At 68.0% G+C, this 20,928-nt stretch carries 24 protein-coding genes and 1 tRNA gene; 10 read left to right on the top strand and 15 right to left on the bottom strand.

The window, feature by feature from the left end:
• Positions 1-348: 348 nt before the first annotated feature.
• Positions 349-1,935: a Na+/H+ antiporter NhaC family protein gene (locus tag NFU04_RS01325; RefSeq protein ID WP_285835103.1), complete on the bottom strand. Its 1,587-nt coding sequence runs from the start codon at positions 1,933-1,935 to the stop codon at positions 349-351.
• Between the two features lie 347 nt (positions 1,936-2,282).
• On the opposite strand from NFU04_RS01325, the gene NFU04_RS01320 reads away from it, so the two are divergent.
• Positions 2,283-2,969 carry a 7-cyano-7-deazaguanine/7-aminomethyl-7-deazaguanine transporter gene (locus NFU04_RS01320; protein ID WP_251307738.1) on the top strand — a complete coding sequence of 229 codons (687 nt, stop codon included), beginning with the start codon at positions 2,283-2,285 and terminating at the stop codon, positions 2,967-2,969.
• 45 nt (positions 2,970-3,014) lie between these two features.
• Positions 3,015-3,806 (top strand): alpha/beta fold hydrolase, encoded by a 792-nt coding sequence (locus NFU04_RS01315; protein WP_251307737.1) that lies wholly within the window; start codon positions 3,015-3,017, stop codon positions 3,804-3,806.
• Here NFU04_RS01315 and NFU04_RS01310 read toward each other — a convergent pair.
• The gene (locus NFU04_RS01310; protein WP_251307736.1) at positions 3,803-4,924 is read right to left on the bottom strand and encodes an ABC transporter substrate-binding protein; all 1,122 of its coding nucleotides are present in this window, start codon (positions 4,922-4,924) and stop codon (positions 3,803-3,805) included. The genes NFU04_RS01315 and NFU04_RS01310 overlap by 4 nt on opposite strands.
• Positions 4,925-5,066: 142 nt before the next feature.
• On the opposite strand from NFU04_RS01310, the gene NFU04_RS01305 reads away from it, so the two are divergent.
• The gene (locus NFU04_RS01305; RefSeq protein ID WP_251307735.1) at positions 5,067-6,776 is read left to right on the top strand and encodes a potassium/proton antiporter; all 1,710 of its coding nucleotides are present in this window, start codon (positions 5,067-5,069) and stop codon (positions 6,774-6,776) included.
• A gap of 289 nt (positions 6,777-7,065) precedes the next feature.
• On the opposite strand, the gene rcsF is transcribed toward NFU04_RS01305, so the two are convergent.
• Positions 7,066-7,470 (bottom strand): Rcs stress response system protein RcsF, encoded by a 405-nt coding sequence (gene rcsF / locus NFU04_RS16465; RefSeq protein WP_459382059.1) that lies wholly within the window; start codon positions 7,468-7,470, stop codon positions 7,066-7,068.
• Positions 7,471-7,667: 197 nt separating this feature from the next.
• Positions 7,668-7,757: transfer RNA gene (locus tag NFU04_RS01300), tRNA-Ser, on the bottom strand.
• Between the two features lie 113 nt (positions 7,758-7,870).
• On the opposite strand from NFU04_RS01300, the gene NFU04_RS01295 reads away from it, so the two are divergent.
• From NFU04_RS01295 to NFU04_RS01265, 7 genes are all read left to right on the top strand, one after another.
• Positions 7,871-8,326, top strand: a complete 456-nt coding sequence (locus NFU04_RS01295; protein WP_251307734.1) for an NUDIX hydrolase — start codon at positions 7,871-7,873, stop codon at positions 8,324-8,326.
• A 79-nt stretch (positions 8,327-8,405) separates the two neighbouring features.
• Complete coding sequence (locus NFU04_RS01290) at positions 8,406-9,074, top strand: Bax inhibitor-1/YccA family protein (protein ID WP_251307733.1); 669 nt, start codon at positions 8,406-8,408, stop codon at positions 9,072-9,074.
• Positions 9,075-9,146: 72 nt separating this feature from the next.
• A complete protein-coding gene (gene tusD / locus NFU04_RS01285; protein WP_251307732.1) occupies positions 9,147-9,539 on the top strand; it encodes a sulfurtransferase complex subunit TusD in 393 nt (130 codons plus the stop codon).
• 9 nt (positions 9,540-9,548) lie between these two features.
• The gene (locus NFU04_RS01280) at positions 9,549-9,929 is read left to right on the top strand and encodes a DsrE family protein (protein ID WP_251307731.1); all 381 of its coding nucleotides are present in this window, start codon (positions 9,549-9,551) and stop codon (positions 9,927-9,929) included.
• Positions 9,930-9,947: 18 nt separating this feature from the next.
• Positions 9,948-10,238 (top strand): sulfurtransferase complex subunit TusB, encoded by a 291-nt coding sequence (gene tusB, locus NFU04_RS01275; RefSeq protein WP_251307730.1) that lies wholly within the window; start codon positions 9,948-9,950, stop codon positions 10,236-10,238.
• Complete coding sequence (locus NFU04_RS01270; RefSeq protein ID WP_251307729.1) at positions 10,238-10,591, top strand: TusE/DsrC/DsvC family sulfur relay protein; 354 nt, start codon at positions 10,238-10,240, stop codon at positions 10,589-10,591. The genes tusB and NFU04_RS01270 overlap by 1 nt, the downstream gene beginning before the upstream one ends.
• Before the next feature lie 6 nt (positions 10,592-10,597).
• Positions 10,598-11,161, top strand: coding sequence for an acyl carrier protein phosphodiesterase (locus NFU04_RS01265; protein WP_251307728.1), 564 nt, complete (start codon positions 10,598-10,600; stop codon positions 11,159-11,161).
• Here NFU04_RS01265 and NFU04_RS01260 read toward each other — a convergent pair whose 3' ends face one another.
• The 11 genes from NFU04_RS01260 to NFU04_RS01220 all read right to left on the bottom strand — a co-directional run bounded on the left by NFU04_RS01260 (position 11,162) and on the right by NFU04_RS01220 (position 20,830).
• Complete coding sequence (locus NFU04_RS01260; protein ID WP_251307727.1) at positions 11,162-12,367, bottom strand: molybdopterin molybdotransferase MoeA; 1,206 nt, start codon at positions 12,365-12,367, stop codon at positions 11,162-11,164. It lies immediately after the preceding gene.
• Positions 12,368-12,444: 77 nt separating this feature from the next.
• On the bottom strand, positions 12,445-12,975 hold the full coding sequence (moaB, locus tag NFU04_RS01255) for a molybdenum cofactor biosynthesis protein B (RefSeq protein WP_251307726.1): 531 nt from the start codon (positions 12,973-12,975) through the stop codon (positions 12,445-12,447).
• On the bottom strand, positions 12,972-13,292 hold the full coding sequence (locus tag NFU04_RS01250) for a DUF1244 domain-containing protein (protein WP_251307725.1): 321 nt from the start codon (positions 13,290-13,292) through the stop codon (positions 12,972-12,974). Before NFU04_RS01250 ends, moaB begins: the two co-directional genes overlap by 4 nt.
• Before the next feature lie 89 nt (positions 13,293-13,381).
• Positions 13,382-14,434, bottom strand: coding sequence for a formate dehydrogenase subunit gamma (locus NFU04_RS01245; RefSeq protein WP_251307724.1), 1,053 nt, complete (start codon positions 14,432-14,434; stop codon positions 13,382-13,384).
• 11 nt (positions 14,435-14,445) lie between these two features.
• On the bottom strand, positions 14,446-15,060 hold the full coding sequence (fdh3B, locus tag NFU04_RS01240) for a formate dehydrogenase FDH3 subunit beta (RefSeq protein ID WP_146801857.1): 615 nt from the start codon (positions 15,058-15,060) through the stop codon (positions 14,446-14,448).
• Positions 15,061-15,083: 23 nt separating this feature from the next.
• Positions 15,084-15,212 carry a hypothetical protein gene (locus tag NFU04_RS16330; protein ID WP_285835102.1) on the bottom strand — a complete coding sequence of 43 codons (129 nt, stop codon included), beginning with the start codon at positions 15,210-15,212 and terminating at the stop codon, positions 15,084-15,086.
• A 23-nt stretch (positions 15,213-15,235) separates the two neighbouring features.
• Entirely contained in the window at positions 15,236-15,364 is a 129-nt protein-coding gene (locus NFU04_RS16325; protein WP_285835101.1) for a hypothetical protein, read from the bottom strand.
• Between the two features lie 23 nt (positions 15,365-15,387).
• On the bottom strand, positions 15,388-18,246 hold the full coding sequence (locus NFU04_RS01235) for a molybdopterin-dependent oxidoreductase (RefSeq protein WP_251307723.1): 2,859 nt from the start codon (positions 18,244-18,246) through the stop codon (positions 15,388-15,390).
• Between the two features lie 13 nt (positions 18,247-18,259).
• The gene (locus NFU04_RS01230) at positions 18,260-18,475 is read right to left on the bottom strand and encodes a twin-arginine translocation signal domain-containing protein (RefSeq protein WP_251307722.1); all 216 of its coding nucleotides are present in this window, start codon (positions 18,473-18,475) and stop codon (positions 18,260-18,262) included.
• A complete protein-coding gene (locus NFU04_RS01225) occupies positions 18,472-19,134 on the bottom strand; it encodes a TorD/DmsD family molecular chaperone (RefSeq protein ID WP_251307721.1) in 663 nt (220 codons plus the stop codon). Before NFU04_RS01225 ends, NFU04_RS01230 begins: the two co-directional genes overlap by 4 nt.
• Positions 19,135-19,138: 4 nt before the next feature.
• Entirely contained in the window at positions 19,139-20,830 is a 1,692-nt protein-coding gene (locus tag NFU04_RS01220) for a 4Fe-4S dicluster domain-containing protein (RefSeq protein ID WP_251307720.1), read from the bottom strand.
• Between the last annotated feature and the right edge of the window lie 98 nt (positions 20,831-20,928).

Raw genomic sequence — 20,928 nt, 5'->3', positions numbered from 1 at the left:
CCTACGGCATTCCCTCGACCATCGATGATCCGGCCAGCCTGCAGGAAGTGCATGAGCAGATGCGGGCCCGGGACCTGGGGCAATCGAGCCAGGCGCGACCGGCGCAGTAGCGCTAATTGCTCGGCTAACACCGGACCGCCGATGGCGAGGCCTATGGCATTCCCTCGACCATCGATGATCCGGCCAGCCTGCAGGAAGTGCATGAGCAGATGCGGGCCCGGGACCTGGGGCAATCGAGCCAGGCGCGACCCGCCGACTGACCCCGGTCAGCCGACGCAGCATCGACGGGCCCCGGCGTGATACCGCCGGAGCCCGTCGTGTCGGTTGGGGCTTAGTGAGGGGGGAGGGTTAGGCCCGAGTCGCCAGGCGAGCCTGGCGCCGCACCAGCAGGGCGATGCTCAGGGCCAGCAGCGCCAGGCAGCTCAGCAGGCCCCAGAGGGGGCTGCCACTCAGCCCGACCACCAGATAGCCCGTCAGGCTGACCAGGGCCCCCAGGCCCGCATAGGGCAGCTGAGTGATCACATGATCGATATGGTGGCAGGCGGCTCCGGTGGAGGAGAGGATGGTGGTGTCGGAGATCGGCGAGCAGTGATCGCCGAAGACCGCGCCGGCCAGCACCGCGCCCAGCATCGGCAGCAGCATGGCCAGGTCGGTGGCCGCCGCCAGGTCCCCGGCGATCGGCAGCAGGATGCCGAAGGTGCCCCAGCTGGTGCCGGTGGCGAAGGCCATCAGGCCGCCCAGCAGGAACAGCAGGATGGGCAGCCAGTGGGGCGCCAGGACCCCTTCCACCAGGCCGGCCAGGTAGGCCCCGGTGCCCAGCTCGCCGATCAGGCCGGTGAGCAGCCAGGCGAGGATCAGGATCTGGATGGCCGGCCACATGGTGCCCAGGCCGAGCCACAGGGTGCGCGGCAGGTTGGTGCGTACCGCCGGCCGCGACCACAGCAGGGCCAGGGTGGTGCCCAGGCCGAGCAGGCCACCGACCAGCAGTGACAGGGCCACGTCGGTCTGCTCGAAGGCGCCGAGCAGCGAGAAGGGCAGCCCCGCGGCGGCCAGGCCCCGGGCGCCGGTCACCAGCAGGGCGAACAGGGTGCCCGCCACCAGCACGGCGATGGGCACCAGCAGGTCACGGGGGCGTCCGCCCTCGTGTTCGGTGACCGGCGGATTGCCCGGCGGCTGGCCGCGGCGGCTGTCATAGACCCGCCCCTGGCGGGCGGCGGCCTCGTGGCGGCTCATGGCGCCCAGGTTGAGGTCGAGGGCGGCGGTGGCGATGACCAGCAGCAGGGCGCTGATGGCATAGAAGTTGAGCATCGAGACCTGCACGAAGGCGCCCAGGGCGCTGCTGCCGGTGATAGCGTGGGCGGCGAGGATGCCGCCGATCAGGCTGATCAGGTAGGCGCCCCAGCTGGAGAGCGGCATCAGTACGCAGACCGGGGCCGCCGTGGAGTCGATCAGGTAGGCCAGCTTGGCCCGGGAAACGCCCTGACGATCGGTTACCGGGCGGCTGACATTGCCCACCGCCAGGCTATTGAAGTAGTCGTCGATAAAGATCACCGCGCCCAGAACCACGGTCATCAGCTGGGCGTCGCGGCGCGTGCGGATGCGTCGCCGCGCCCACTCGCCGAAGGCCCGGGTGCCACCGCTCAGGGTGACCAGGGCGACCATGGCGCCCAGCAGCAGCAGGAAGCCGAGGATCGAGAGGTTCCAGGCCTCCGGGGCCCCGAGCCCGGGCTCGTCCACCGCCGGCAGGGTCCAGAACAGGGCCAGCAGGCGGCTCGCCAGGTCGCCCAGGGCGGTCAGGGGATGACCGCCATTGTGCAGCAGGGCGCCCACCAGGATCCCCAGACCCAGGGAGAGCAGCACCCGCCGGGTCAGGACGGCAAGGCCGATGGCCACCAGAGGCGGCAGGAGTGACAGGGCAGAGTCGGTGACGGTCATGGCGATCTCGGCTGAGGGTGGATTTGGCGGCGCATTATGCCCCAAGGGGGTAGCACGCTAAAGACGACGGCCGCTTAGAATGGTGAAAAGTTCTGCGGGATGTCCCATTTATGGAAAAAGTTGCGGATGTTTTTCCTGCCGAGCGGGGCATCGCTGCGATTTTACCCGGGTAAAGCTGCTCTCCTGCCGATCTGTCCATGGGCTCGACGGCTTCCCGGGGGCGCTGACGTCGCGGGTCGCACCGCGTATACTAGGCGCCTCGCACGACCGCCCGGGCCTCTGCCCGGGCGGTCGCCGTTGAACCACCGAGGGTTCCCTCACCCCTCCGCCATGCCAAAAAGGTCCCCATGTTCGATCTGACTCCCCATCAGGCGCGACGCTGCCTGGTTCTCCTCGTCGCCTTTCATATCGGCGTGATCGCCGCCAGCAATTACCTGGTGCAGCTGCCCTTCACCCTGTTCGGCTGGCATACCACCTGGGGCGCCTTCAGCTTTCCCTTTATCTTCCTGGCCACCGATCTCACCGTGCGGCTGTTCGGCAAGCGCCAGGCCCGCGCCATCATCCTGCGGGTCATGCTGCCGGCTCTGGTGATTTCCTATGCGATCTCGGTGATCTTCCCCCGGGGCAGTTACGTCGGCCTCGAGGCCCTGGGCGAGTGGAACACCTTCGTGGCGCGCATCGCCCTGGCCAGTTTCCTGGCCTATGTGCTGGGGCAGTGGCTGGATATCCAGGTCTTCGATCGGCTGCGCCGTTTCCGTGCCTGGTGGCTGGCGCCGGCGGTCTCCACGGTATTCGGCAACCTGGCCGATACCCTGGTGTTCTTCGCCAGCGCCTTTCAGGGCAGTCCCGATCCCTTTATGTCGGCGCACTGGCCGGAGATCGCCCTGGTGGATTACGTGATCAAGCTGGGCATCAGCCTGTTGTTCTTCCTGCCGCTATACGGCGTGCTGCTGGCCTGGCTGAGTCGCCGCCTGGTGGCCTGGACCGGGCGCCGCGAGGGCCAGGTGGCGGCGTTCGGCGGCAGCCATGGATAAGCTCCGGCGACGCCGGGGCATCGTAACGACGACAAGGAGATAAGGATGGCGATCGAGCTGCATACCCTGGACGGCGGCGCCGGCGACGGCCTGCCCCTGGTGGTGATCCACGGCCTGCTGGGCAGCGCCGATAACTGGCGCTCGCACCTGCGCGCCTGGCAGCCGCTACGCCGCACCCTGGCGGTGGATCTGCGCAACCATGGCCGCTCCCCCCATGCCGAGGGGATGGGCTATGACGCCATGGCCGACGATGTCCTGGTCACCCTGGATCGCCTGGGGATCGAGCGCTGCCACCTGCTGGGACACTCCATGGGCGGCAAGGTGGCCATGACCCTGGCGCGGGAGAATCCCGAGCGAGTCGCTTCGCTGGTGGTGGCGGATATCGCCCCCGTCGCCTATGGCCACGGCCATGACGCCATCTTCGCCGCGCTACGGGCGGTGGAGGCCGCGGCGCCGGAGCATCGTCGCGAGGTGGATGGGATCATGGCCGAGCATGTGCCGGAGCGGGCGGTGCGCCTCTTTTTGGCCACCAACCTGGTGCGTGGCGAGGGCGCCATGCGCTGGCGGGTCGGCCTCGACGAAATCGAGGCCGATTACGAGGCGATTCGCGGCGAGCCCCAGGGGGAGGCCCCCTATGCCGGCCCCAGCCTGGTGATCCGCGGCAGCCGCTCCCACTACGTGACCGACGCCATGCTGCCGGCGCTGCGTGAGGTGCTGCCCGAGGCGGCGCTGGTGACGCTCGAGGCGGGGCATTGGCTGCATGCCGAGCAGCCGGAGGCCTTCCAGGCGGCGGTCAACGACTTTATCGCCGGCGTCGAGGGGGCATCCCGCCACTAGTCGTTGGGATCCACGGCCAACTGGGCGACCGGGCGAGCCGCCTCCAACTGGCCTTCTTCCACCAGGAAGCGCTCGAAGCGCTCGTAACGCCCCGGGTCGAGAGCCGCAGGGCGGCTGGCCAGGCGCGCCAGCAGCCCGGGCCAGGCGCGCCGATTGGCGGCGCTGTCCAGGCTCGGTTCGCTGGCCACCAGCAGCGACCAGGCCGCTTCGGGGTGATTCAGGGCCCAGAGGGTGGCACGCTCCAGGGCCGTGACCAGGCGCTGGATATCCTCCCGCAGGCCGGCCAGGCGCTCCTGATGGGCCATCAGGATCAGGCCGTCATAGGCGGGCAGGCCGTGCTCCTCGGCGGGGAAGTGGTGGGTGGCGAGCCCTTCCTCGGCCAACTGCGCGCTCAGGGTGATCGAGAGCGGCGCCACCACCGCCACCACCTCCTCGCCGAGCAGGGCCTGGCCCAGGGCGAAGTGGCGATCCACCAGTCGCGAGGCCTCCAGGGCGATGCCCTGCTGCGCCAGCATGGTGCGCGCGATCAGCGGGCTATCCGCCACCCCGTAGGCGAGCCGACCCTGTGTCAGGGCATCGAGGCCATCGATATCCTCGCGCATCAGCAGGCCGCCGGCCGGGCTGTCGATCAGGGTGGCCACCCTGACCAGGGGCTGGCCCGCGGCGCTCTCCAGGTGCAACTGGGGCTGGCGGCCCAGGGCCAGGTCGATGCGTCGGGCCGACAACAGCTTGGTCGGCACCTCGGGATCCGCCGGCGACATCAGCTCCACGTTCAGCGCCTGACGGTCGAAGTGGCCGCGTTCCCGGGCCAGGATCCAGGGGGCGTGCTGGAGTCCCAGGTACCACTCCAGCATCACCTTGAGCTCGCGCAGCGGCGGCGGGGCGATGGGCTCCGGGGCGCGGTCGGTCTGGGTCGGCGGGGGGAGCGGTTCGGCCGGTGCCTCGATCAGCTCGCGCGCCGCCTCGATGGCGCGCTCCTCGAGGCGCGGTTCGGCGACGCTGGCCGGGTTGGCATCGGCCGCGGGGTCGGGCTCGGCCAGCCCGGGGGCGCTCCACCCCAGGCACAGGGCGGCGACCAGGGCGAGGGCACGGCGAATCGGCTTGGTGGTCGGCGTCATGGAATCTCCAGTCGGGTGGCCACGGGGCCGAGACAGCCCAGAGTCTATCCTCGTCGGCCCCGCCGGTGGAAGGGTGGGCGATGCCTTTGCTCGGCATCGCGGTGTGGCATACTTCTCCTATTTACGCGAGTGCAGCAACGCCATGGACAGCATCAATAGCCTCTTTCTGCTCAGCGGCCTCCTCTTGGCCCTGAGCATTCTCGCCAGTCGTCTCTCTTCGCTGGTGGGGCTGCCGTTGCTGCTGATCTTCCTCGGGTTGGGGATGCTGGCCGGGGAGGAGGGCGTGCTGGGCATCCAGTTCGACGACTATGGGCTGGCCTTCCTGATCGGTCATCTGGCACTGGCGATGATCCTGCTCGATGGCGGCCTGCGCACCCGTCTCAAGACCTTTCGCGTCGGCTTCAAGCCGGCCCTCTCCCTGGCCACCCTGGGGGTCTTTATCACCAGCCTGGTGGTGGGGGGCATCGCCATGTGGGTCTTCGGGCTCTCGCTGGTGCAGGGGCTGCTGGTGGGGGCCATCGTCGGCTCCACCGATGCCGCGGCGGTCTTCTCCATGCTCAGCGGGCGCGGCGTCAACCTCAACGAACGGGTCGGCGCTACCCTGGAGATCGAGTCCGGCACCAACGACCCCATGGCGATCTTCCTGACCCTGATGCTGGTGGAGGTCCTGGTCGGCGAGATCGGCGGTCCCGTCGATACCCTGCTGTTCCTGATCAAGCAGTTCGGCCTGGGGCTGGTGATCGGCATCGGCATCGGCTGGTTGAGTGCGCGGCTGCTGCGCTGGGTCGATCTGGCCCCGGGGCTCTACTCCCTGCTGGCGCTGGCCCTGGGCTTCCTGGTCTTCGGCCTGACCGCCTTCCTCGGCGGTAGCGGCTTCCTGGCGATCTACCTGGCGGGCCTGATGATCGGCAATCAGCCCGGGCGGCATCTCAACTTCATCCTGCCGGTACACGATGGCCTGGCCTGGCTCAGCCAGATCGGCCTCTTCCTGGTGCTGGGGCTGCTGGTGACGCCCAGCGAGATGCTCCATTACGCCCTGCCGGCCCTGGGCGTGGCCCTGGCGCTGATCTTCGTGGCGCGTCCCCTGGCGGTGCTGCTGGCCATCAAGCCCTTCTTCAAGTTCCGCTGGCGCGAGGTGGGCTTTATCTCCTGGGTGGGACTGCGTGGCGCCGTGCCCATCGTGCTGGCGATCTTTCCGGTGATCGGCGGGGTGGAAAACGCCTCCCTCTACTTCAACGTGGCCTTCGCGGTGGTGCTGATGTCGTTGGTGATTCAGGGCGGCAGCCTCTCCTATATGGCGCGCTGGATGAAGGTGGAGGTGCCGCTCGGGGTGACCCCGAACCGCCGTGGCCCCCTGGGCATCCTGCCGGAGAATGACTACGAGATGTTCGTCTATCGGGTCGAGAATCAGGACCTGGACGAGGTGCCTATCCGCCTGCTGCGCTTTCCCTCCGGGGCCGTGATCTCGGCGCTCTTTCGCCAGCACGCCATGCTTCATCCCAAGGGCAGTACCCTGCTCAAGCAGGGCGATGTGCTCTGCGTCATCGGTCGCAGCGAGGACCTGCCGGCGCTGAATCGGCTCTTCAACGGCGAGGCGCGACTCAAGCGGCAGCAGGCCTTCTTCGGCACCTTTACCCTGGATGGCGATGCCCTGATGCAGGACGTGGCCGCCGCCTACGGCCTGACGCTGAGCCCGGGAGAGGAGGGCATGACCCTGGGCGAGTTCGTTTCGCTGCGGGTGGGCGGTCACCCGGTGGTGGGCGACGACGTGGGCTGGCACGGCATCCACTGGGTGGTCAGCGAGATGGCGGGCAACAAGATCACCAAGGTGGGCCTGCGATTGTATCAATAGGCCTGGAGGTGTCTACGAAACCCGGGGCGATTCACGAAGACCATGCGGACGGCCCGCTGACGGACCTCAGGGGCATATCGTTTGGAAGTATTCATGGCTCCATCCTCTCAAGGTTTGGAGCCTCCGGAAATCCCGGTACGGTTCATCATGCGTCACCACGCCTGGCTAGGCTGAGAGCGTGACGCCGCCATGCGTGCCGCGGGAAGCGACTCGCCGCCAAGGAGGGCAGGGCGTCACCCAGTGGCGAACAAAGTAGCACCGGGCCAGTTGGTGGGCAGCCTCGCTTGGCTTATCGCTCTACTCTGAGAGCTTCTCCTACACAAACCCAAGACTCCCAGCAGTTATTTCCCCAGTCTACGGATGCATCATGAGAGCATGTAGGAAACAGAATGCCATTGGCTTCCTCTAGAACCGCCTTTATCTGCAGCTGCGTCATGGCGCCTTCGCGAGACGCCGATCCGCTAACTGCGGACCCCTTGCATGAAAGCCCCTTGATTCTGCCAATGTTGGTATAGCTCAAGCCCTGAAGCTCACTCTCACTTTCATATAGCTCGAGGCTATTCAAGCTCCGCAGCTGGTGAGGGGATAGGTCCTCTACCTGCTCAATCTGACCAAATCCTGCGCATCCGCCGAGAAGGGCGGTAACAAGAACAACTCCAGCCCTAACCACAAGCTTCTCCCTTGAAGGCTGCATACCATGAGGCGTTGATGATATACGCCTGCACTTCATCAGGCGATGCCGGGCCCAATAGATTAGACCTTAGTCTATTACTTGCTGGTCTGGCCATGGCGGTGCAACGGCCATCGTTGCACCCGTTGCACTTTTGCTAGATTCAGAGAGGCGGAAACGAAAAAGGGAACCAGCTAAGTAGCTGATTCCCTAGAATAAAGTGGCGGAGGGACAGGGATTCGAACCCTGGGTAGGCTCTCACCTACGCCGGTTTTCAAGACCGGTGCATTCAACCGCTCTGCCATCCCTCCGGCTCACGGCGGTGTATATTATCAGAACGTTTTCCGACGTCAAGAAGCTTTTGCGATCAAGTCGTTACCCGCCGGCCGAATGACCCTGCCGGGGAACGATACAGGAGGCGGGGATGGACGAGTCCGGGGTGTTGGTGGGGGTTGCGGCCTTGGTGGTTCGCGAGGGTCGTTGTCTGCTGGTCCGTCGAGGCAAGGCGCCCAATGCCGGGCGCTGGGCGCTGCCCGGCGGCAGGTTGCGGCATGGAGAAAGCCTGGCAGCGGGGGCGCTCCGCGAGTTGCGGGAGGAGACCGGCGTGGAGGCCGATGCCCTGGGCGTGGTGGATATCAGCGAGGTCCGCGGGGCCTCGCATCATTATGTGTTGATCACCCAGGCCTGCCGCTGGCGACGTGGGGAAGGCGTCGCCGCCGACGATGCCAGTGCCCTGGGCTGGTTCGCGCGCGGCGAGCTGGAGGCTCTGGGGGAGGCCCTGGTGCCGGCGGTACGCTCGCTGGTGGAACGCCGCCTTGCCGCCGCGGTCGAAGAAGGGGCTGGAGCAGTCGCCAAGAGTGTCGTTGAAACAAGCTCTTAGCCTAAGGTATTGCGCCTCGCCCGCGGAGGCGGCATCCTTGGGCCACAGGCAAGATCAACAACCTAGGGAGCAATGATCGATGGCCTATCACGATACACGGGTCGCCCACACGCAGACTCGCGACGTCAGTACCAACAAGGTATTGCGCAATACTTATGGCCTGCTGGCCATGACGCTGCTGTTTTCCGCCGTGACCGCCGGGGCCGCCATGGCCATGGGCGTCGAGCGGATGAACATCTTTGTCTTCTTTATCGGTGCCTACGGCCTGATGTTCCTGGTCCACAAGACCGCCAACTCGGCCATGGGGCTGCTGGCCACCTTCGCCTTCACCGGTTTCATGGGCTTTACTCTGGGCCCGATTCTCAACGCTTACCTGGCCCTGCCCAATGGCGCGGCCCTGGTGATGAATGCCCTGGCCATGACCGGCCTGACCTTCGTCGGGCTCTCCGCCGTGGCGCTGGTCTCCAAGAAGGACTTCAGCTTCCTCGGCAACTTCCTGATGGCGGGGGCCATCGTGCTGATCCTGGCCATGGTGGCCGGGCTGATCTTCCAGATTCCGTCGCTGATGCTGATGGTGTCCGCCGGCTTCGTGCTCTTCGCTTCAGCGGCGATCCTCTATCAGACCAGCGAGATCGTTCATCGCGCCGGCGAGACCAACTATATTCTCGCCACCATCACCCTCTATGTTTCCATCTACAACCTCTTCGTCAGCCTGCTCTCCCTGCTGGGGATCATGAGCAGCGACTGATCGAACGCGGAATGAGCCCGACCTTGGCCCCGCCATCGGCGGGGCCAAGGCGTTTCTAGTCGAGGTATTGGCATGCGTTATGCTTTGCTGGTGCAGGGGGGGCCCTATAGCCACCAGGCCACCCACTCCGCCCTGCGCTTCGCCGAAGCGTTGATTCGGCGGGGGCATCACCTGGAAACCGTCTTCTTCTATCATGATGGGGTCTACAATGCGGCCCGCCTGCTGGCGCCGCCCCAGGACGAACCGCATCTCGGCGATGCCTGGCGTCGCCTCCACGACGAGCATGGCACCCGGCTGCAGGTGTGCATCGCCGCCGGCCTGCGGCGCGGCCTGCTGGATGAGCGGGAAGCCGCGCGTCACGGCAAGGCGGGGGCCAGCCTCGAGGCGCCCTTCGAGCTGACCGGCCTCGGCCAGTTGGTGGACGCCGGCCTGAGTCATGACCGCCTGATCACCTTTGCGCCCTGAGGAGGCCCCATGAGCGACGAATCCGAGCTGCCTTCCGGCGATCTGCTGGTGGTATTGCGCCATGGCCCCCACGGCAGCCTGTGGCTGCGCGAGGGGCTGGAGGCGGCGCTGGTGGCGGCCGCCCTGGGGCAGCGGGTCTCGCTGCTGTTTATGGGGCCGGGCGTGGCGGCCTTGGCGGCCAATCAGCAGCGTGGCCCGCTGGAGCAGAAGGGCACCCTGCCGATGCTGGAGATGCTGCCGCTATACGAAGCGGAGCACCTACTGGCGGTGGAGGACGATCTGGATGCCCTGAGCCTCGACGCCGACCACCTGGCGGTGCCGGTCGAGCGGGTGGAACCGGCGGCGGTGGCGGCCTTGATGGCGCGCCACCCCCTGGTACTGAATTTTTGAGTCGGTGAGGGAGCCTCGATGATACTGCATATACTCAACCGCTCGCCCCTGGATAGTCGGGTCTACCGCCAGGCATTGACGGCCATGGGCCCCGACGACAGGCTGCTGTTGATCGAGGAGGGCGTCCAGGGGGCCCTGCCGCAGATGGTGCGCCACTTCGAGGGCCTCGATGGACGGCTCTTCGCCCTGCGCGAGGATCTCATCGCCCGGGGGCTGGAGGGGCGGTGTGCCGATGGCGTCCTGGTGGTCGACGTGGAGGGTTTCGTGACCCTGACCGAGGAGGCCGACAAGTCGGTGAGCTGGTTCTGATGGCAACGACGGAAATCACCCGCTATCTCGAAGTGAACGGCGAGCGAGTCGGCCTCGACCCGGAAGGCTACCTGGTGGAGCTCGCGGCCTGGTCGCCGGCGGTGGCCGAGGCCCTGGCCGCCGAGGAGGGGCGCGAACTGAGTGCGGCCCACTGGGAGGTGATCGAGGTGCTGCGTGACTTCTACGCGCGCTTCGAGACCTCGCCGGCCATGCGCCCCCTGGTCAAGGCAGTGGCCCAGGCCCTGGGCAGCGACAAGGGCAACTCCCTCTACCTGATGCGCCTCTTTCCGGAGAGCCCGCCCAAGGTGGCGGCCCGCCTGGCCGGGTTGCCCAAGCCCGCCAACTGTCTCTAGGCGACCATGAACTTCCTCGGCCATGCCCGGCTCGGTTATCGCGGTAGCGATGACTTCCTCTTCGGCAACCTGATCGCCGACGGGGTAAAGGGGCGGGATCTCGGCGCCTGGCCGGAAGCCGTGGCGGCGGGAATCCGCCACCACCGCCGGGTGGATGCGCGCATCGATGGCGCCCCGGAGCTGCTGGCCCTGCGCCGCCGCAGCCCGGAAGGGCTGCGGCGCTATAGCGGCATCGCCCTCGACTTGATGTGGGACCACTTCCTGGCTCGGGACGGTCAGGGCGAGGCCAATCATCGGGCCCTGGTGGCACGCTGCTATGCGTTGCTGGAGGCGCGTCCGGCGCCGGCCCGACTGGCGACCATGATGCCGGTGCTGGTCGAACAGGACTGGCTCAACGGCTATGCCGATCTTGCCTTTACCCAGCGTGCCCTCGAGGGCCTGGCGCGACGCCTGCCGGCGGGCAACCGGTTGGCCGAACTGGCCCCCTGGCTGGAGGCGGAGTATCCCCGCCTCGAGGCGACCTTCTACCGTCTCTGGCCGAGCCTGGAGCGAGAGCTCGGCCGCCCCTGATCAGTCACTCAGCCACAGGCATTCGAGACGATCCCCCGGCGTGACCTCGCTATGGGCCGGTACCACGGCCAGGGCATTGGCCATCACGCAGGAGGAGAGCACCCCGGAGTTCTGGTCGGCGAAGGCCTCGGCCACCGGCCCCTCGGGGGTGAAACGCAGCTTCACGCGCAGGTAATGACGGCGGGCCTGGGTGCGGGTGGCGAAGTCGGCCCGGGCCCAGACGCTGGTGAGGCGTTCCAGGGCGGGGCAGGCCAGCAGGGCGCCGAGCAGCGGACGCAGGAAGAGCCAGGCGCCCACATAGCCGGAGACCGGGTTGCCGGGCAGGCCGACGAAGCGCACCTCGCCGCCGTCCGCTCGGGGCAGGCGCCCCAGGGCCAGGGGCTTGCCGGGGCGCAGCGCCAGGCGCCATAGATCGAGGCGCCCCAGGGCTTCCACCGCCGGCTTGACGTGATCCTCCTCGCCGACGCTGACGCCACCGGTGGTGATCACCAGGTCCGCCTGCTCGGCGGCCTCCTGGAGCAGCCGTCGGGTGGCCGCGAGGTCATCCGGCGCCCTGGTCAGGCACACCAGTTCGCCGCCGAAGTCCTCGATCAGGCGCGCCAGCATGGGGCGATTGGAGTTGTAGAGCTGGCCCGGGGCCAGGGGCGTGCCGGGTTCGATCACCTCATCCCCGGTATTGATCAGGGCGACCCGGGGGCGGCGGCGGACCCGCACCTCGGTAATGCCCTGGCCGGCCAGGTGGCCCAGGGCCGCCGCCTCCAGGCGTAACCCGGCGGGGAGCAGTTCGTTGCCGGCGGCGACATCGCGGCCGCGGCGGCGAATATTGTCCCCCGGCGTCAGCTCGGCGGGCAGCCGGATGCCAGCCTCGGTGACCTCGACCCGCTCCTGCATCACCACGCAGTCGGCGCCCTCGGGGAGTTCGCCGCCGGTGAAGATCCGCGCGCAGCTGCCGGGGGCCAGGGGCTCGGCGGGCTGACCGGCGGCGATGCGCTGGCTCACCGGCAGACAGGCGCCGGCATCCGTGCTCCGCAGGGCATAGCCATCCATGGCGCTGTTATCGAAGCCGGGTACATCCTGGCGAGCCAGTACCGGCTCGGCCAGCACCCGGCCCGCGGCTTGCGTCGTCGCGAGCGGCTCGCTTGCCAGGGGCGCGACGCCCTCCAGTAGTGCCGCCAGTGCCGCCTCGATCGGTGCCAGCTCAGCCATGGGTGCCTCGCTCGGGGATCACCCGGTTGGTGGGAAGCGATAGGGCGTGACTTGGCTTGTGCCGGCCGGGAATCACTTCAGCCATGGGTGCCTCTTTCCGGGATCACCAGGTTCGCGTAATTGCACGGCTTATGCCGGCTATCCAGCTGTTCGGCGAGGATGCCGTCCCAGGCGGTGCGGCAGGCGCCGGTGGAGCCGGGCAGGCAGAACACCACGGTGGCATTGGCCAGCCCGCCCAGGCAGCGACTCTGGATGGTGGAACTGCCCACCTCCCGGTAGGAGAGCTGGCGGAACAGCTCGCCGAAGCCCTCGATGCGCTTGTCGAGCAGCACGCCCACCGCCTCCGGGGTGGAGTCGCGGCCGGTGAAGCCGGTGCCGCCGGTGGTCAGCACCACCTGGACCTCGGGCTCGGCGATCCAGGCGGCCACCTGGGCGCGGATGCGGTAGACGTCGTCGGCGATGATGCGTTTCTCCACCAGTCGGTGGCCGGCGGCGGTGAGGCGTTCCACCAGGGCGTCGCCGCTGCGATCATCGGCCGCGGTGCGGGTGTCCGAGACGGTCAGGACGGCAATCCGCAGGGGCACGAAGGCGTCGCGATCCTGGCTCATTTAGCGGCTTCCTTCTTGGCCTGCTGGCGAGCTTCCAGGGCGGCCAGCTGCTCGGGAGTGGCCGGGGCCTGGTGCTTCTCCTTCCACTCGCCGTAGGGCATGCCGTAGACGTATTCCCGGGCCGCCTCGTAGTCGAGTTCGGCGCCGCGTTCCTCGGCGGCGGCCACCAGCCACTTGGAGAGGCAGTTGCGGCAGAAGTCGGCGAGGATCATCAGGTCGATATTCTGGACCTCCTTGTGCTGGTCCAGGTGCTTGAGCAGGTGGCGGAAGGCGGCGGCTTCCAGTTCGGTGCGGGTGGCGTCGTCCAAGTGTTGCATGGGCTTGTCTCCTCTGGAAATTTTCATTCCAGCATACCAAAAGAGACCGCCGGTGGGCGGTCTCTTTTGCGTCACTGTCGTGGGCTCATTCAGGTCGGTCGTTGGGGCAGGGTGCCATCCTCCGGGGGGGCTGACTGGGCGGGAGCCGGCGGGGCCTCGGCGCTCTCCTTGACCGTTTCGTACCACAGGCTGTGGTGCTCCTTGGCCCAGCTCTCGTCCACGTAGCCGCTCTTCATGCCTTCGAAGGAGCCCTCGGTGCCCAGGGTGCCGATATAGATATGCCCCAGGGCCACGGCGGTGAGCCCCAGGGCGCCCAGGGCATGGATCAGGTTGGCCCACTGCATGGTGTCGCGGCCCTGGCCGACGTTGGGGAAGTCGAGCACTAGGCCACTGAGGATCACCGCCACCCCGGCGGTGGCCAGCAGCCAGTACCAGACCTTCTCGCCGCCATTGGCGAAGCCCGCCTCCACATGGCCCTTGCCGACCAGGCCGCCGCCCTTCTTGAACCAGGTCAGGTCCTCGCGGCTGGGCAGGTTATGGCGCAGCAGCTTGAGCAGCAGCACCACCAGCAGGATGCCGAACAGCGGTCCCAGGTAGTTATGGACCACCTTGGAGGCGCTGATCATGGCGCCCCAGATGGCATCCCCGAACAACGGCCGAAAGACGAACTTGCCATAGAGCAGGTTGAGCCCGGAGAGGGCCAGCAGGATAAAGAGGGTGGCCACGCTCCAGTGCAGGGCCCGGGTCAGCACCGACCAGCGCAGCAGCAACCGTCCGGTACGCGGCTCGTCCAGGGTCTTGCGGCCCACCACCAGGTAGAAGAGCGCGATCATCAGGGCCATGCCGCCGATGGCGATCAGCCCGAAGGGGGAGATCCAGCGGTTGCGCCACTGACGCCAGCCCTCGCCGCTGGCGTTGACCAGGTTGTAGTTGGAGTCGGCGCGACTGTCGCGGAAGTTGGCGTCCACCTCGCCGCTACGGACCAGCCGCCAGGTATCGGGGGTCACCCCCACCACGGCGGTAGCGGTCTCCCGATCCGCGGTTTCCTGGGCCAGCAGCGCGGGGGCCAGCAGCAGGCCGAACGCCAGCACCAGGGTGATGGCGAGCCACCCGCAGAGCCGGCCGGGATTGGCAGTGTGCATCACGGGCCTCCTTACCCTTGGCGGGTGGCGTCATAGGCCAGGTCATCGACGCTGGCCCGGGGGTTGTCCGACCAGGCGCCGTCGGGATGCCCGCGCTGCACCACCCGCTGGCGGAAGATATCCGCCACCGTCTGGGCATCGCCGGCGAGCAGCGCCTTGGTGGAGCACATCTCGGCGCACAGCGGCAGTTTACCTTCGGCGATGCGGTTGGCCCCGTACTTGGCATACTCCTCCTCCGGGGAGTCGGCGGGGCCACCCGCGCAGAAGGTGCACTTGTCCATCTTGCCGCGCTCGCCGAAGGCTCCCTGCTGGGGGAACTGGGGGGCGCCGAAGGGACAGGCGTAGAGGCAGTAGCCGCAGCCGATGCACAGGTCCTTGTCGTGGAGGACGATGCCGTCCTCGGTGCGGTAGAAGCAGTCGGTGGGACAGACCGCCATGCAGGGAGCATCGTCGCAGTGCATGCAGGCCACCGAGATGGAGACCTCCTCGGGGAGGCCGTCATCGAGGGTGACCACCCGGCGTCGCTGGATGCCCCACTCGGTCTCGTTGGCGTTCTTGCAGGCGGTGACGCAGCCGTTGCACTCGATGCAGCGTTCCGCGTCGCACATGAATTTCATCTGAGCCATGGGAATCTCCTGTCACGCGGCCGTCAGCTGGCTTTCTCGATCCGACACAGGGTGCACTTGGTTTCCTGCATCTTGGTCTTATGGCAGGCGGTGTCGTAGCCGTTGCACTCGATGCCGCGTTCCGCGTCGCACATGAATGTCATCTGAGCCATGGGAATCTCCTGATACGCGGCCGTCAGCTGGCTTTCTCGATCCGACGCAGGGTGCACTTGGTTTCCTGCATCTTGGTCTTATGGCAGGCGGTGTCGTAGCCGCTGCACTCGATGCCGCGTTCCGCGTCGCACATGAATGTCATCTGAGCCATGGGAATCTCCTGTCACGCGGCCGTCAGCTGGCTTTCTCGATCCGACACAGGGTGCATTTGGTTTCTTGCATCTGGGTCACTGTGTCGTAGCCATAGGTGGTGGCGGTATTGGCCGCCTCGCCCAGCACATAGGGCGCGCTGCCCTCCGGGTAGCGGTCGTGCAGGCTCTCGCCCTGGAACATCCCCCCGAAGTGGAAGGGCATAAAGACCACCTCCCGGGCCACCCGCGGGGTCACCAGGGCCTGGACGCGTACCCGGCCGCCCTCGGCACCCTCCACCCAGACCATGTCGCCGTCGGCGACGCCCAGGTCATTGGCCAGCGCCGGGTTGATCTCGACGAACATCTGCTGCTGCAGCTCGGCGAGCCAGGACATGGAGCGGGTCTCCTCGCCGCCGCCCTCGTACTCCACCAGGCGCCCCGAGGTGAGGATGATCGGGTAGCGGTCGGAGTTGTCGTTGTCCTGGATGCTCTTGTAGAGGGTCGGCAACCGGTAGTGGGAAGCCACGTCGTCCCAGGTGGGGTAGTCCGCCACCAGGTCGCGACGACTGGTGTAGAGGGGCTCGCGATGCCTGGGGATGGGGTCCGGGAAGGTCCAGACGTTGCAGCGTGCCTTGGCGTTGCCGAAGGGCGCGCACTCGTGGGCGATGGCCACCCGCTGGATGCCGCCGGAGAGGTCGGTCTTCCAGTTCTTGCCCTCGGCCTCGGCGCGCTCCTCGGCGGTCAGCTCGTTCCACCAGCCCAGGTCCTTGAGCATCTGAGCGGTGAACTCCGGGTAGCCGTCGTTGAGGTCCGAGTCGCGGCTGAAGACCCCGTCGGCGAGGATATTCTCGCCGTTGTGCTCGATGCCGAAGCGGGCGCGGAAGGTCAGCCCCCCCTCGGAGACCGGCTTGCTGGTGTCGTAGAGGATCGGCGTGCCGGGATGATGCATCTCGGCGGTGCCCCAGCAGGGCCAGGGCAGGCCGTAGTAGTCGCCGTCGGCGGGGCCGCCCTCGGCACGCAGCGTCCGGAAGCTGAAGGTGTGCCAGTTCTGCTGATGGGCCTTGAGGCGCTCGGGGCTCTGTCCGGTATAACCCACGGTCCACATGCCGCGGTTGAACTCCCGGGTGATGTCCTCGATCACCGGCTCGGTGCCCTCCACGCGGATATGCTTGAAGAGCTCCTCGGCGAAGCCCAGCTTGCGGGCCAGCAGGTACATGATCTCGTGGTCGGGCCTGGACTCGAAGAGCGGCTCGATCACCCGGTCCCGCCACTGGATGGAGCGGTTGGTGGCGGTGACGCTGCCGGTGGTCTCGAACTGGGTGGCCGCCGGCAGCAGGTAGACCCCGTCGCTGCGCCCATGCATCACCGCTGCCACCGTGGGGTAGGGGTCGACGATCACCATCATCTCCAGCTGCTGCATGGCGCGCTGCATTTCCGGGCCGCGGGTCTGGGAGTTGACCGCATGGCCCCAGTAGAACATCGCCTTGAGCCGAGTGCGCTGGGAGATCGCCTCCTCCTCCTCGAGGACGCCGTCGATCCAGCGCGACACCGTGATGCCATTGCTGTGCATGGGCAGGCCGTCGGCGTACTCGGTCTGGTCGAAGCGACCGCGCAGCCACTCAAGGTCGAGATCCCAGACCCGCGCCCAGTGGGCCCAGGCGCCTTCGCTCAGGCCGTAGTAGCCGGGCAGGGAGTGGGACATCAACCCTAGGTCGGTGGCCCCCTGGACGTTGTCGTGGCCGCGGAAGATATTGGCGCCGCCGCCGGAGACGCCGATATTGCCCAGGGCCAGTTCGAGGATGCAGTAGGCGCGGGTGTTGTTGTTGCCGGTGGTGTGCTGGGTGCCGCCCATGCACCAGACCACGCAGCCGGGGCGGTTCTCGGCCAGGCGCTGGGCGGTGTCGCGCATCTGGGCCTCGGCGACGCCGGTGATGCGCTCCACCTCGGCGGGCGGGAAGTTGGCCACCTCGGCGCGCACCTCATCCATGGCGTAGACCCGCTGGTGGATATACTCGCGATCTTCCCAGCCGTTCTCGAAGATGTGCCACAGCAGCCCCCAGATAAAGGCCACGTCGGAGCCGGGCCGGATGCGCACATAGCGGTCGGCCTTGGCGGCGGTGCGGGTAAAGCGCGGGTCGACGACGATGATCTGCGCCTGGCTGCGCTCCTTGGCCAGCAGGATATGCTGCATGGCCACCGGGTGCGCTTCGCTTGGATTGGAGCCGATAAACAGGATGGAGCGGCTGTTCTGGATATCGTTGAGCGAGTTGGTCATCGCTCCGTAGCCCCAGGTGTTGGCCACCCCGGCCACGGTGGTGGAATGGCAGATACGCGCCTGGTGGTCGGTGTTGTTGGTGCCGGCCAGGGCGGCGAATTTGCGCATCAGGTAGGCCTGTTCGTTGCTGAACTTGGCCGAGCCCAGCCAGTAGATGCTGTCGGGTCCATGCTCCTCGGTCAGCGCCAGGACCCGGTCGCCGATCTCGTCGATGGCCTCCTCCCAGGAGAGGCGCTGCCACTCGCCACCCACCAGCTTCATGGGGTACTTGAGGCGCCGGCTGGAGTGGCCGTGCTGGCGCAGGGAGGCGCCCTTGGCGCAGTGGGCGCCACGATTGATGGGGTGGTCGAAGGCCGGCTCCTGGCCGGTCCAGACCCCTTCCTGGACCTCGGCGTAGACGCCGCAGCCCACCGAGCAGTGGGAGCAGATGGTGCGCCGGGTCTCGACGGGCGCATCCGAATAGGGCGTGCGCTCGGCGGCATCGACTCGGCGCATCATCGGCGCCCCCATCAGGCCGGCGGCGGCCAGGCCGCCGGTGGTCGCGCCGCTGCGCTTGAGGAACTGGCGACGGGAGATACCGAGGCCGGCGCCGGCCTTGGGGGTCGCATGCTTGGGCGTCAAACGCATGGTGGTTTCCTCCTCAGTCCCGCAGGGTGGCGTAGTAGGCGCGGATATGCTCGCTCTCGTGGTAACGGCGCGGTGCCTCATCGGTGCGCGGCGAGGCGCTCTCGGCCTGGACCAGGGAAACATGGCCGAGGCCGGCGACCGCCGAGGCCGCGGCGGTGCCGGCGCCGAGGGTCTTGAGGAAGTGCCGGCGCCGGGGGTTCACGGGGGTGTCGGATCGCTGCTGAGTCATGATTTGGCCTCACTCTGGTGGTGGGATGACCGGGGGGCGCTGGACCAGCGCAGGGGCTGGAGCTGGGCCGCCTGCTCGAGACGCGCCTGCTCATGGGCCATAAAGGCCAGGCCCAGCTCGGCGAGCCGGGCATAGAAGGGGGTGTCGACCCGGGCCAGATCCGCCAGGCAGTCGCTGGCCCAGGGCGCCAGATGGCGGTCGAAGAAAGTCGGTGCCGCCTCGGGATGCGACTCGGTCAGCATCGCCATGCACTCGAAGAGCGCCGCCAGGTGGTCTTCCGGGTCGGCGTTATCGGCATGCCGGGCGATGCCCAGTCGCTTGAGGTCGCGACGCAGGTCGATCAGCGCCGCGTCCATCAGCTCCCCCTGGCGATACCAGGAGGCGTAGGGCACCACCTCGCCCTGGATCACGCCGATCAGATGGCGAAAGTGGGCCCGCTCCAGGGCCGCCGGCGGCGCCTGCCGGGCGGCCGCGGCGAGGCCGTCCCAGGCCCGTCCCAGGGGGCCGCCATCCTCCGCCTGCAGTTCGCCCAGCCAGGCGAGCAGCTCACCACTCGGGGGCTGGCGAAGCAGCTCGGCCAGCAGGCGATAGATCTCGGCGTGGAGGGCCGATACCTCGTCGGCGGGGCCAGGGGTCGTGGTCTCTGTCATGGCGTCCATGGCGTCATACCTTGAGTTGCGCTTCGGGGTCCCGGGCCAGCGAATGCCAGACGTCGCGGACGCGACAGTCCTCGCACATCTCCAGGCGTCGGGCGGCCTCGCCGGAAAAATAGGGGTGGGCGGCGAGCTTGTCCTTGATGGTTTCGATGGTGGCGGCGCTGGCGAAGGCCTTGCCGCAGCCGATGCAGTGGAAGGGCGCGGCCTCGTGAAGCGTGCGCCGTTCGCTGCGCTCGGGGCCGGCCAGGAAGCCGGGCTCCAGGACGATGGCCTGCTCCGGGCAGGTCGCCTCGCACAGGCCGCACTGCACGCAGTCCGCCTCGCGCAGGCTCAGGGCCGGTTGCTCCCGGCCGGCGGCCAGGGCCGGGGTGGGGCAGGTGGAGACGCAGGCCAGGCAGAGGGTGCAACGCTGACTATCCACCCGGATGCCACCATAGGCGGCGCCCCGGGGCAGCGCATGGCGGGTGCCATCGCCGCCGCCCTGGGGGGCCAGATGATCGAGTACGTGATTCAGGCGCTCGCGCTTGCTTGACTCGTCGGGGGCTTCGCTCAGGGGGACCAGGGCCGGGTGGCGCGGCGGGGCATCCCGGGCCGTGGGGTCGGCGTCGATGGCCCGGATTCGCTCCCGGGGCAGCCCCAGGGCCTCGAGCAGGCCGTGTGCCAGGGCGAGTTCGTCGTCCAGGAAGCTGCGCAGGCGCTCGGGCATCTCGGCCAGGTACTGAATGCGGACTTCCGCCGCCCCGAAGGCCAGGGCCGCCAGCCACTGATCATGGCCGGCGCTGCCCAGCTCCTCCAGGGGCAGGTCGATGACCTGGCCGGCCACCCGGGCCTCGTCGACGAGATCGGCCGCGGCGGCGAAGCGCACCACCGGGTCGCGTCCCCCCGCCTGGCGGTAGTGCTCGAGCCAGGCGGCGAGGGTGTGCTGGAGTTGCCGATCTTCCGGCAGGCGATAGCGAATGGCGCCGGTGGGGCAGGCGCTGGTGCAGCTGCCCACGCCATGGCAGCGGAAGGGATCGATCGCGACCCGAGCCGCGATGCGTCCCGGGTGGCTGGCGATGGCATCGGCGGGGCAGACCTCGAGGCAGCGGCTGCAGCCGCGCTTGCCCTGGGCATCATGGGCGCAGAGGTCGGCATCGATCTCGAAGTAGCGGGGTTTGTCGAACTCCCCCACCAGGGCGGCCCAGTCGGCCAGGGGCGAGGCCTCGAGGGGCTCGCCACGGCTGGCCAGGTAGCCCGGTGGCGGCAATTCCAGGTCGAGCCGCGCCCGGCGGCCCAGGTCGAGAATCAGGTCGAAGTGATCGCGCCCGGCCAGGGCCCGGGCCAGGTCGAGCCACTCGCTGTCCCGGGCCAGGCCGACGCGGAAGTGGCCCAGGTAGCCCTCGAGGGTCAGGGCCTCGGCCTCGCCCCGGTTCAGGGCATGGCTGGGCAGCGGCCGGGTTTGCTTGAGCAGCTCGTCCGCCTCCTCCATATCGATGGTCGAGGGGGCCTCGGTAAACAGCAGGGTCAGGGACGCCAGCTCGTGGGCTTGCAGTGTCACGGCGGCGCGGCGCACCTCGACCTCGCTGCCGATCAGCAGGGCATGGCCGGCGCTGGCATAGGTGACGCTGCTGGGCGCCAGGTTGCGGGGCCAGGAGACGCGGCGATAGGCGTGCTCCCGGGCCAGACGGTTACGGTCGTCGGCCGCTAGCGGTTGCGTCATGGTGTCTCGCGGTCCTGTCTCACGGGCTTGTCTTGTGATGTTGCCGGGCCGTCGCGGCCGGGCCTGCCTCTTGGGCGTATTTTTTATCGCTAATGCAT

Origin of the sequence: Halomonas sp. NCCP-2165 (assembly GCF_023708045.1) — a bacterium.
Lineage (GTDB): Bacteria > Pseudomonadota > Gammaproteobacteria > Pseudomonadales > Halomonadaceae > Bisbaumannia > Bisbaumannia pacifica.
This window is presented reverse-complemented; position numbering and strand designations above follow the sequence as displayed.

What these genes read in the sequence shown, in the direction of transcription:
- NFU04_RS01325 (WP_285835103.1), bottom strand. Translation starts at nt 1,935, where the DNA reads ATGACCGTCACCGACTCTGCCCTGTCACTCCTGCCGCCTCTGGTGGCC.
- NFU04_RS01320 (WP_251307738.1), top strand. Translation starts at nt 2,283, where the DNA reads ATGTTCGATCTGACTCCCCATCAGGCGCGACGCTGCCTGGTTCTCCTC.
- NFU04_RS01315 (WP_251307737.1), top strand. Translation starts at nt 3,015, where the DNA reads ATGGCGATCGAGCTGCATACCCTGGACGGCGGCGCCGGCGACGGCCTG.
- NFU04_RS01310 (WP_251307736.1), bottom strand. Translation starts at nt 4,924, where the DNA reads ATGACGCCGACCACCAAGCCGATTCGCCGTGCCCTCGCCCTGGTCGCC.
- NFU04_RS01305 (WP_251307735.1), top strand. Translation starts at nt 5,067, where the DNA reads ATGGACAGCATCAATAGCCTCTTTCTGCTCAGCGGCCTCCTCTTGGCC.
- rcsF (WP_459382059.1), bottom strand. Translation starts at nt 7,470, where the DNA reads ATGCAGCCTTCAAGGGAGAAGCTTGTGGTTAGGGCTGGAGTTGTTCTT.
- NFU04_RS01295 (WP_251307734.1), top strand. Translation starts at nt 7,871, where the DNA reads ATGGACGAGTCCGGGGTGTTGGTGGGGGTTGCGGCCTTGGTGGTTCGC.
- NFU04_RS01290 (WP_251307733.1), top strand. Translation starts at nt 8,406, where the DNA reads ATGGCCTATCACGATACACGGGTCGCCCACACGCAGACTCGCGACGTC.
- tusD (WP_251307732.1), top strand. Translation starts at nt 9,147, where the DNA reads ATGCGTTATGCTTTGCTGGTGCAGGGGGGGCCCTATAGCCACCAGGCC.
- NFU04_RS01280 (WP_251307731.1), top strand. Translation starts at nt 9,549, where the DNA reads ATGAGCGACGAATCCGAGCTGCCTTCCGGCGATCTGCTGGTGGTATTG.
- tusB (WP_251307730.1), top strand. Translation starts at nt 9,948, where the DNA reads ATGATACTGCATATACTCAACCGCTCGCCCCTGGATAGTCGGGTCTAC.
- NFU04_RS01270 (WP_251307729.1), top strand. Translation starts at nt 10,238, where the DNA reads ATGGCAACGACGGAAATCACCCGCTATCTCGAAGTGAACGGCGAGCGA.
- NFU04_RS01265 (WP_251307728.1), top strand. Translation starts at nt 10,598, where the DNA reads ATGAACTTCCTCGGCCATGCCCGGCTCGGTTATCGCGGTAGCGATGAC.
- NFU04_RS01260 (WP_251307727.1), bottom strand. Translation starts at nt 12,367, where the DNA reads ATGGCTGAGCTGGCACCGATCGAGGCGGCACTGGCGGCACTACTGGAG.
- moaB (WP_251307726.1), bottom strand. Translation starts at nt 12,975, where the DNA reads ATGAGCCAGGATCGCGACGCCTTCGTGCCCCTGCGGATTGCCGTCCTG.
- NFU04_RS01250 (WP_251307725.1), bottom strand. Translation starts at nt 13,292, where the DNA reads ATGCAACACTTGGACGACGCCACCCGCACCGAACTGGAAGCCGCCGCC.
- NFU04_RS01245 (WP_251307724.1), bottom strand. Translation starts at nt 14,434, where the DNA reads ATGCACACTGCCAATCCCGGCCGGCTCTGCGGGTGGCTCGCCATCACC.
- fdh3B (WP_146801857.1), bottom strand. Translation starts at nt 15,060, where the DNA reads ATGGCTCAGATGAAATTCATGTGCGACGCGGAACGCTGCATCGAGTGC.
- NFU04_RS16330 (WP_285835102.1), bottom strand. Translation starts at nt 15,212, where the DNA reads ATGGCTCAGATGACATTCATGTGCGACGCGGAACGCGGCATCGAGTGC.
- NFU04_RS16325 (WP_285835101.1), bottom strand. Translation starts at nt 15,364, where the DNA reads ATGGCTCAGATGACATTCATGTGCGACGCGGAACGCGGCATCGAGTGC.
- NFU04_RS01235 (WP_251307723.1), bottom strand. Translation starts at nt 18,246, where the DNA reads ATGCGTTTGACGCCCAAGCATGCGACCCCCAAGGCCGGCGCCGGCCTC.
- NFU04_RS01230 (WP_251307722.1), bottom strand. Translation starts at nt 18,475, where the DNA reads ATGACTCAGCAGCGATCCGACACCCCCGTGAACCCCCGGCGCCGGCAC.
- NFU04_RS01225 (WP_251307721.1), bottom strand. Translation starts at nt 19,134, where the DNA reads ATGGACGCCATGACAGAGACCACGACCCCTGGCCCCGCCGACGAGGTA.
- NFU04_RS01220 (WP_251307720.1), bottom strand. Translation starts at nt 20,830, where the DNA reads ATGACGCAACCGCTAGCGGCCGACGACCGTAACCGTCTGGCCCGGGAG.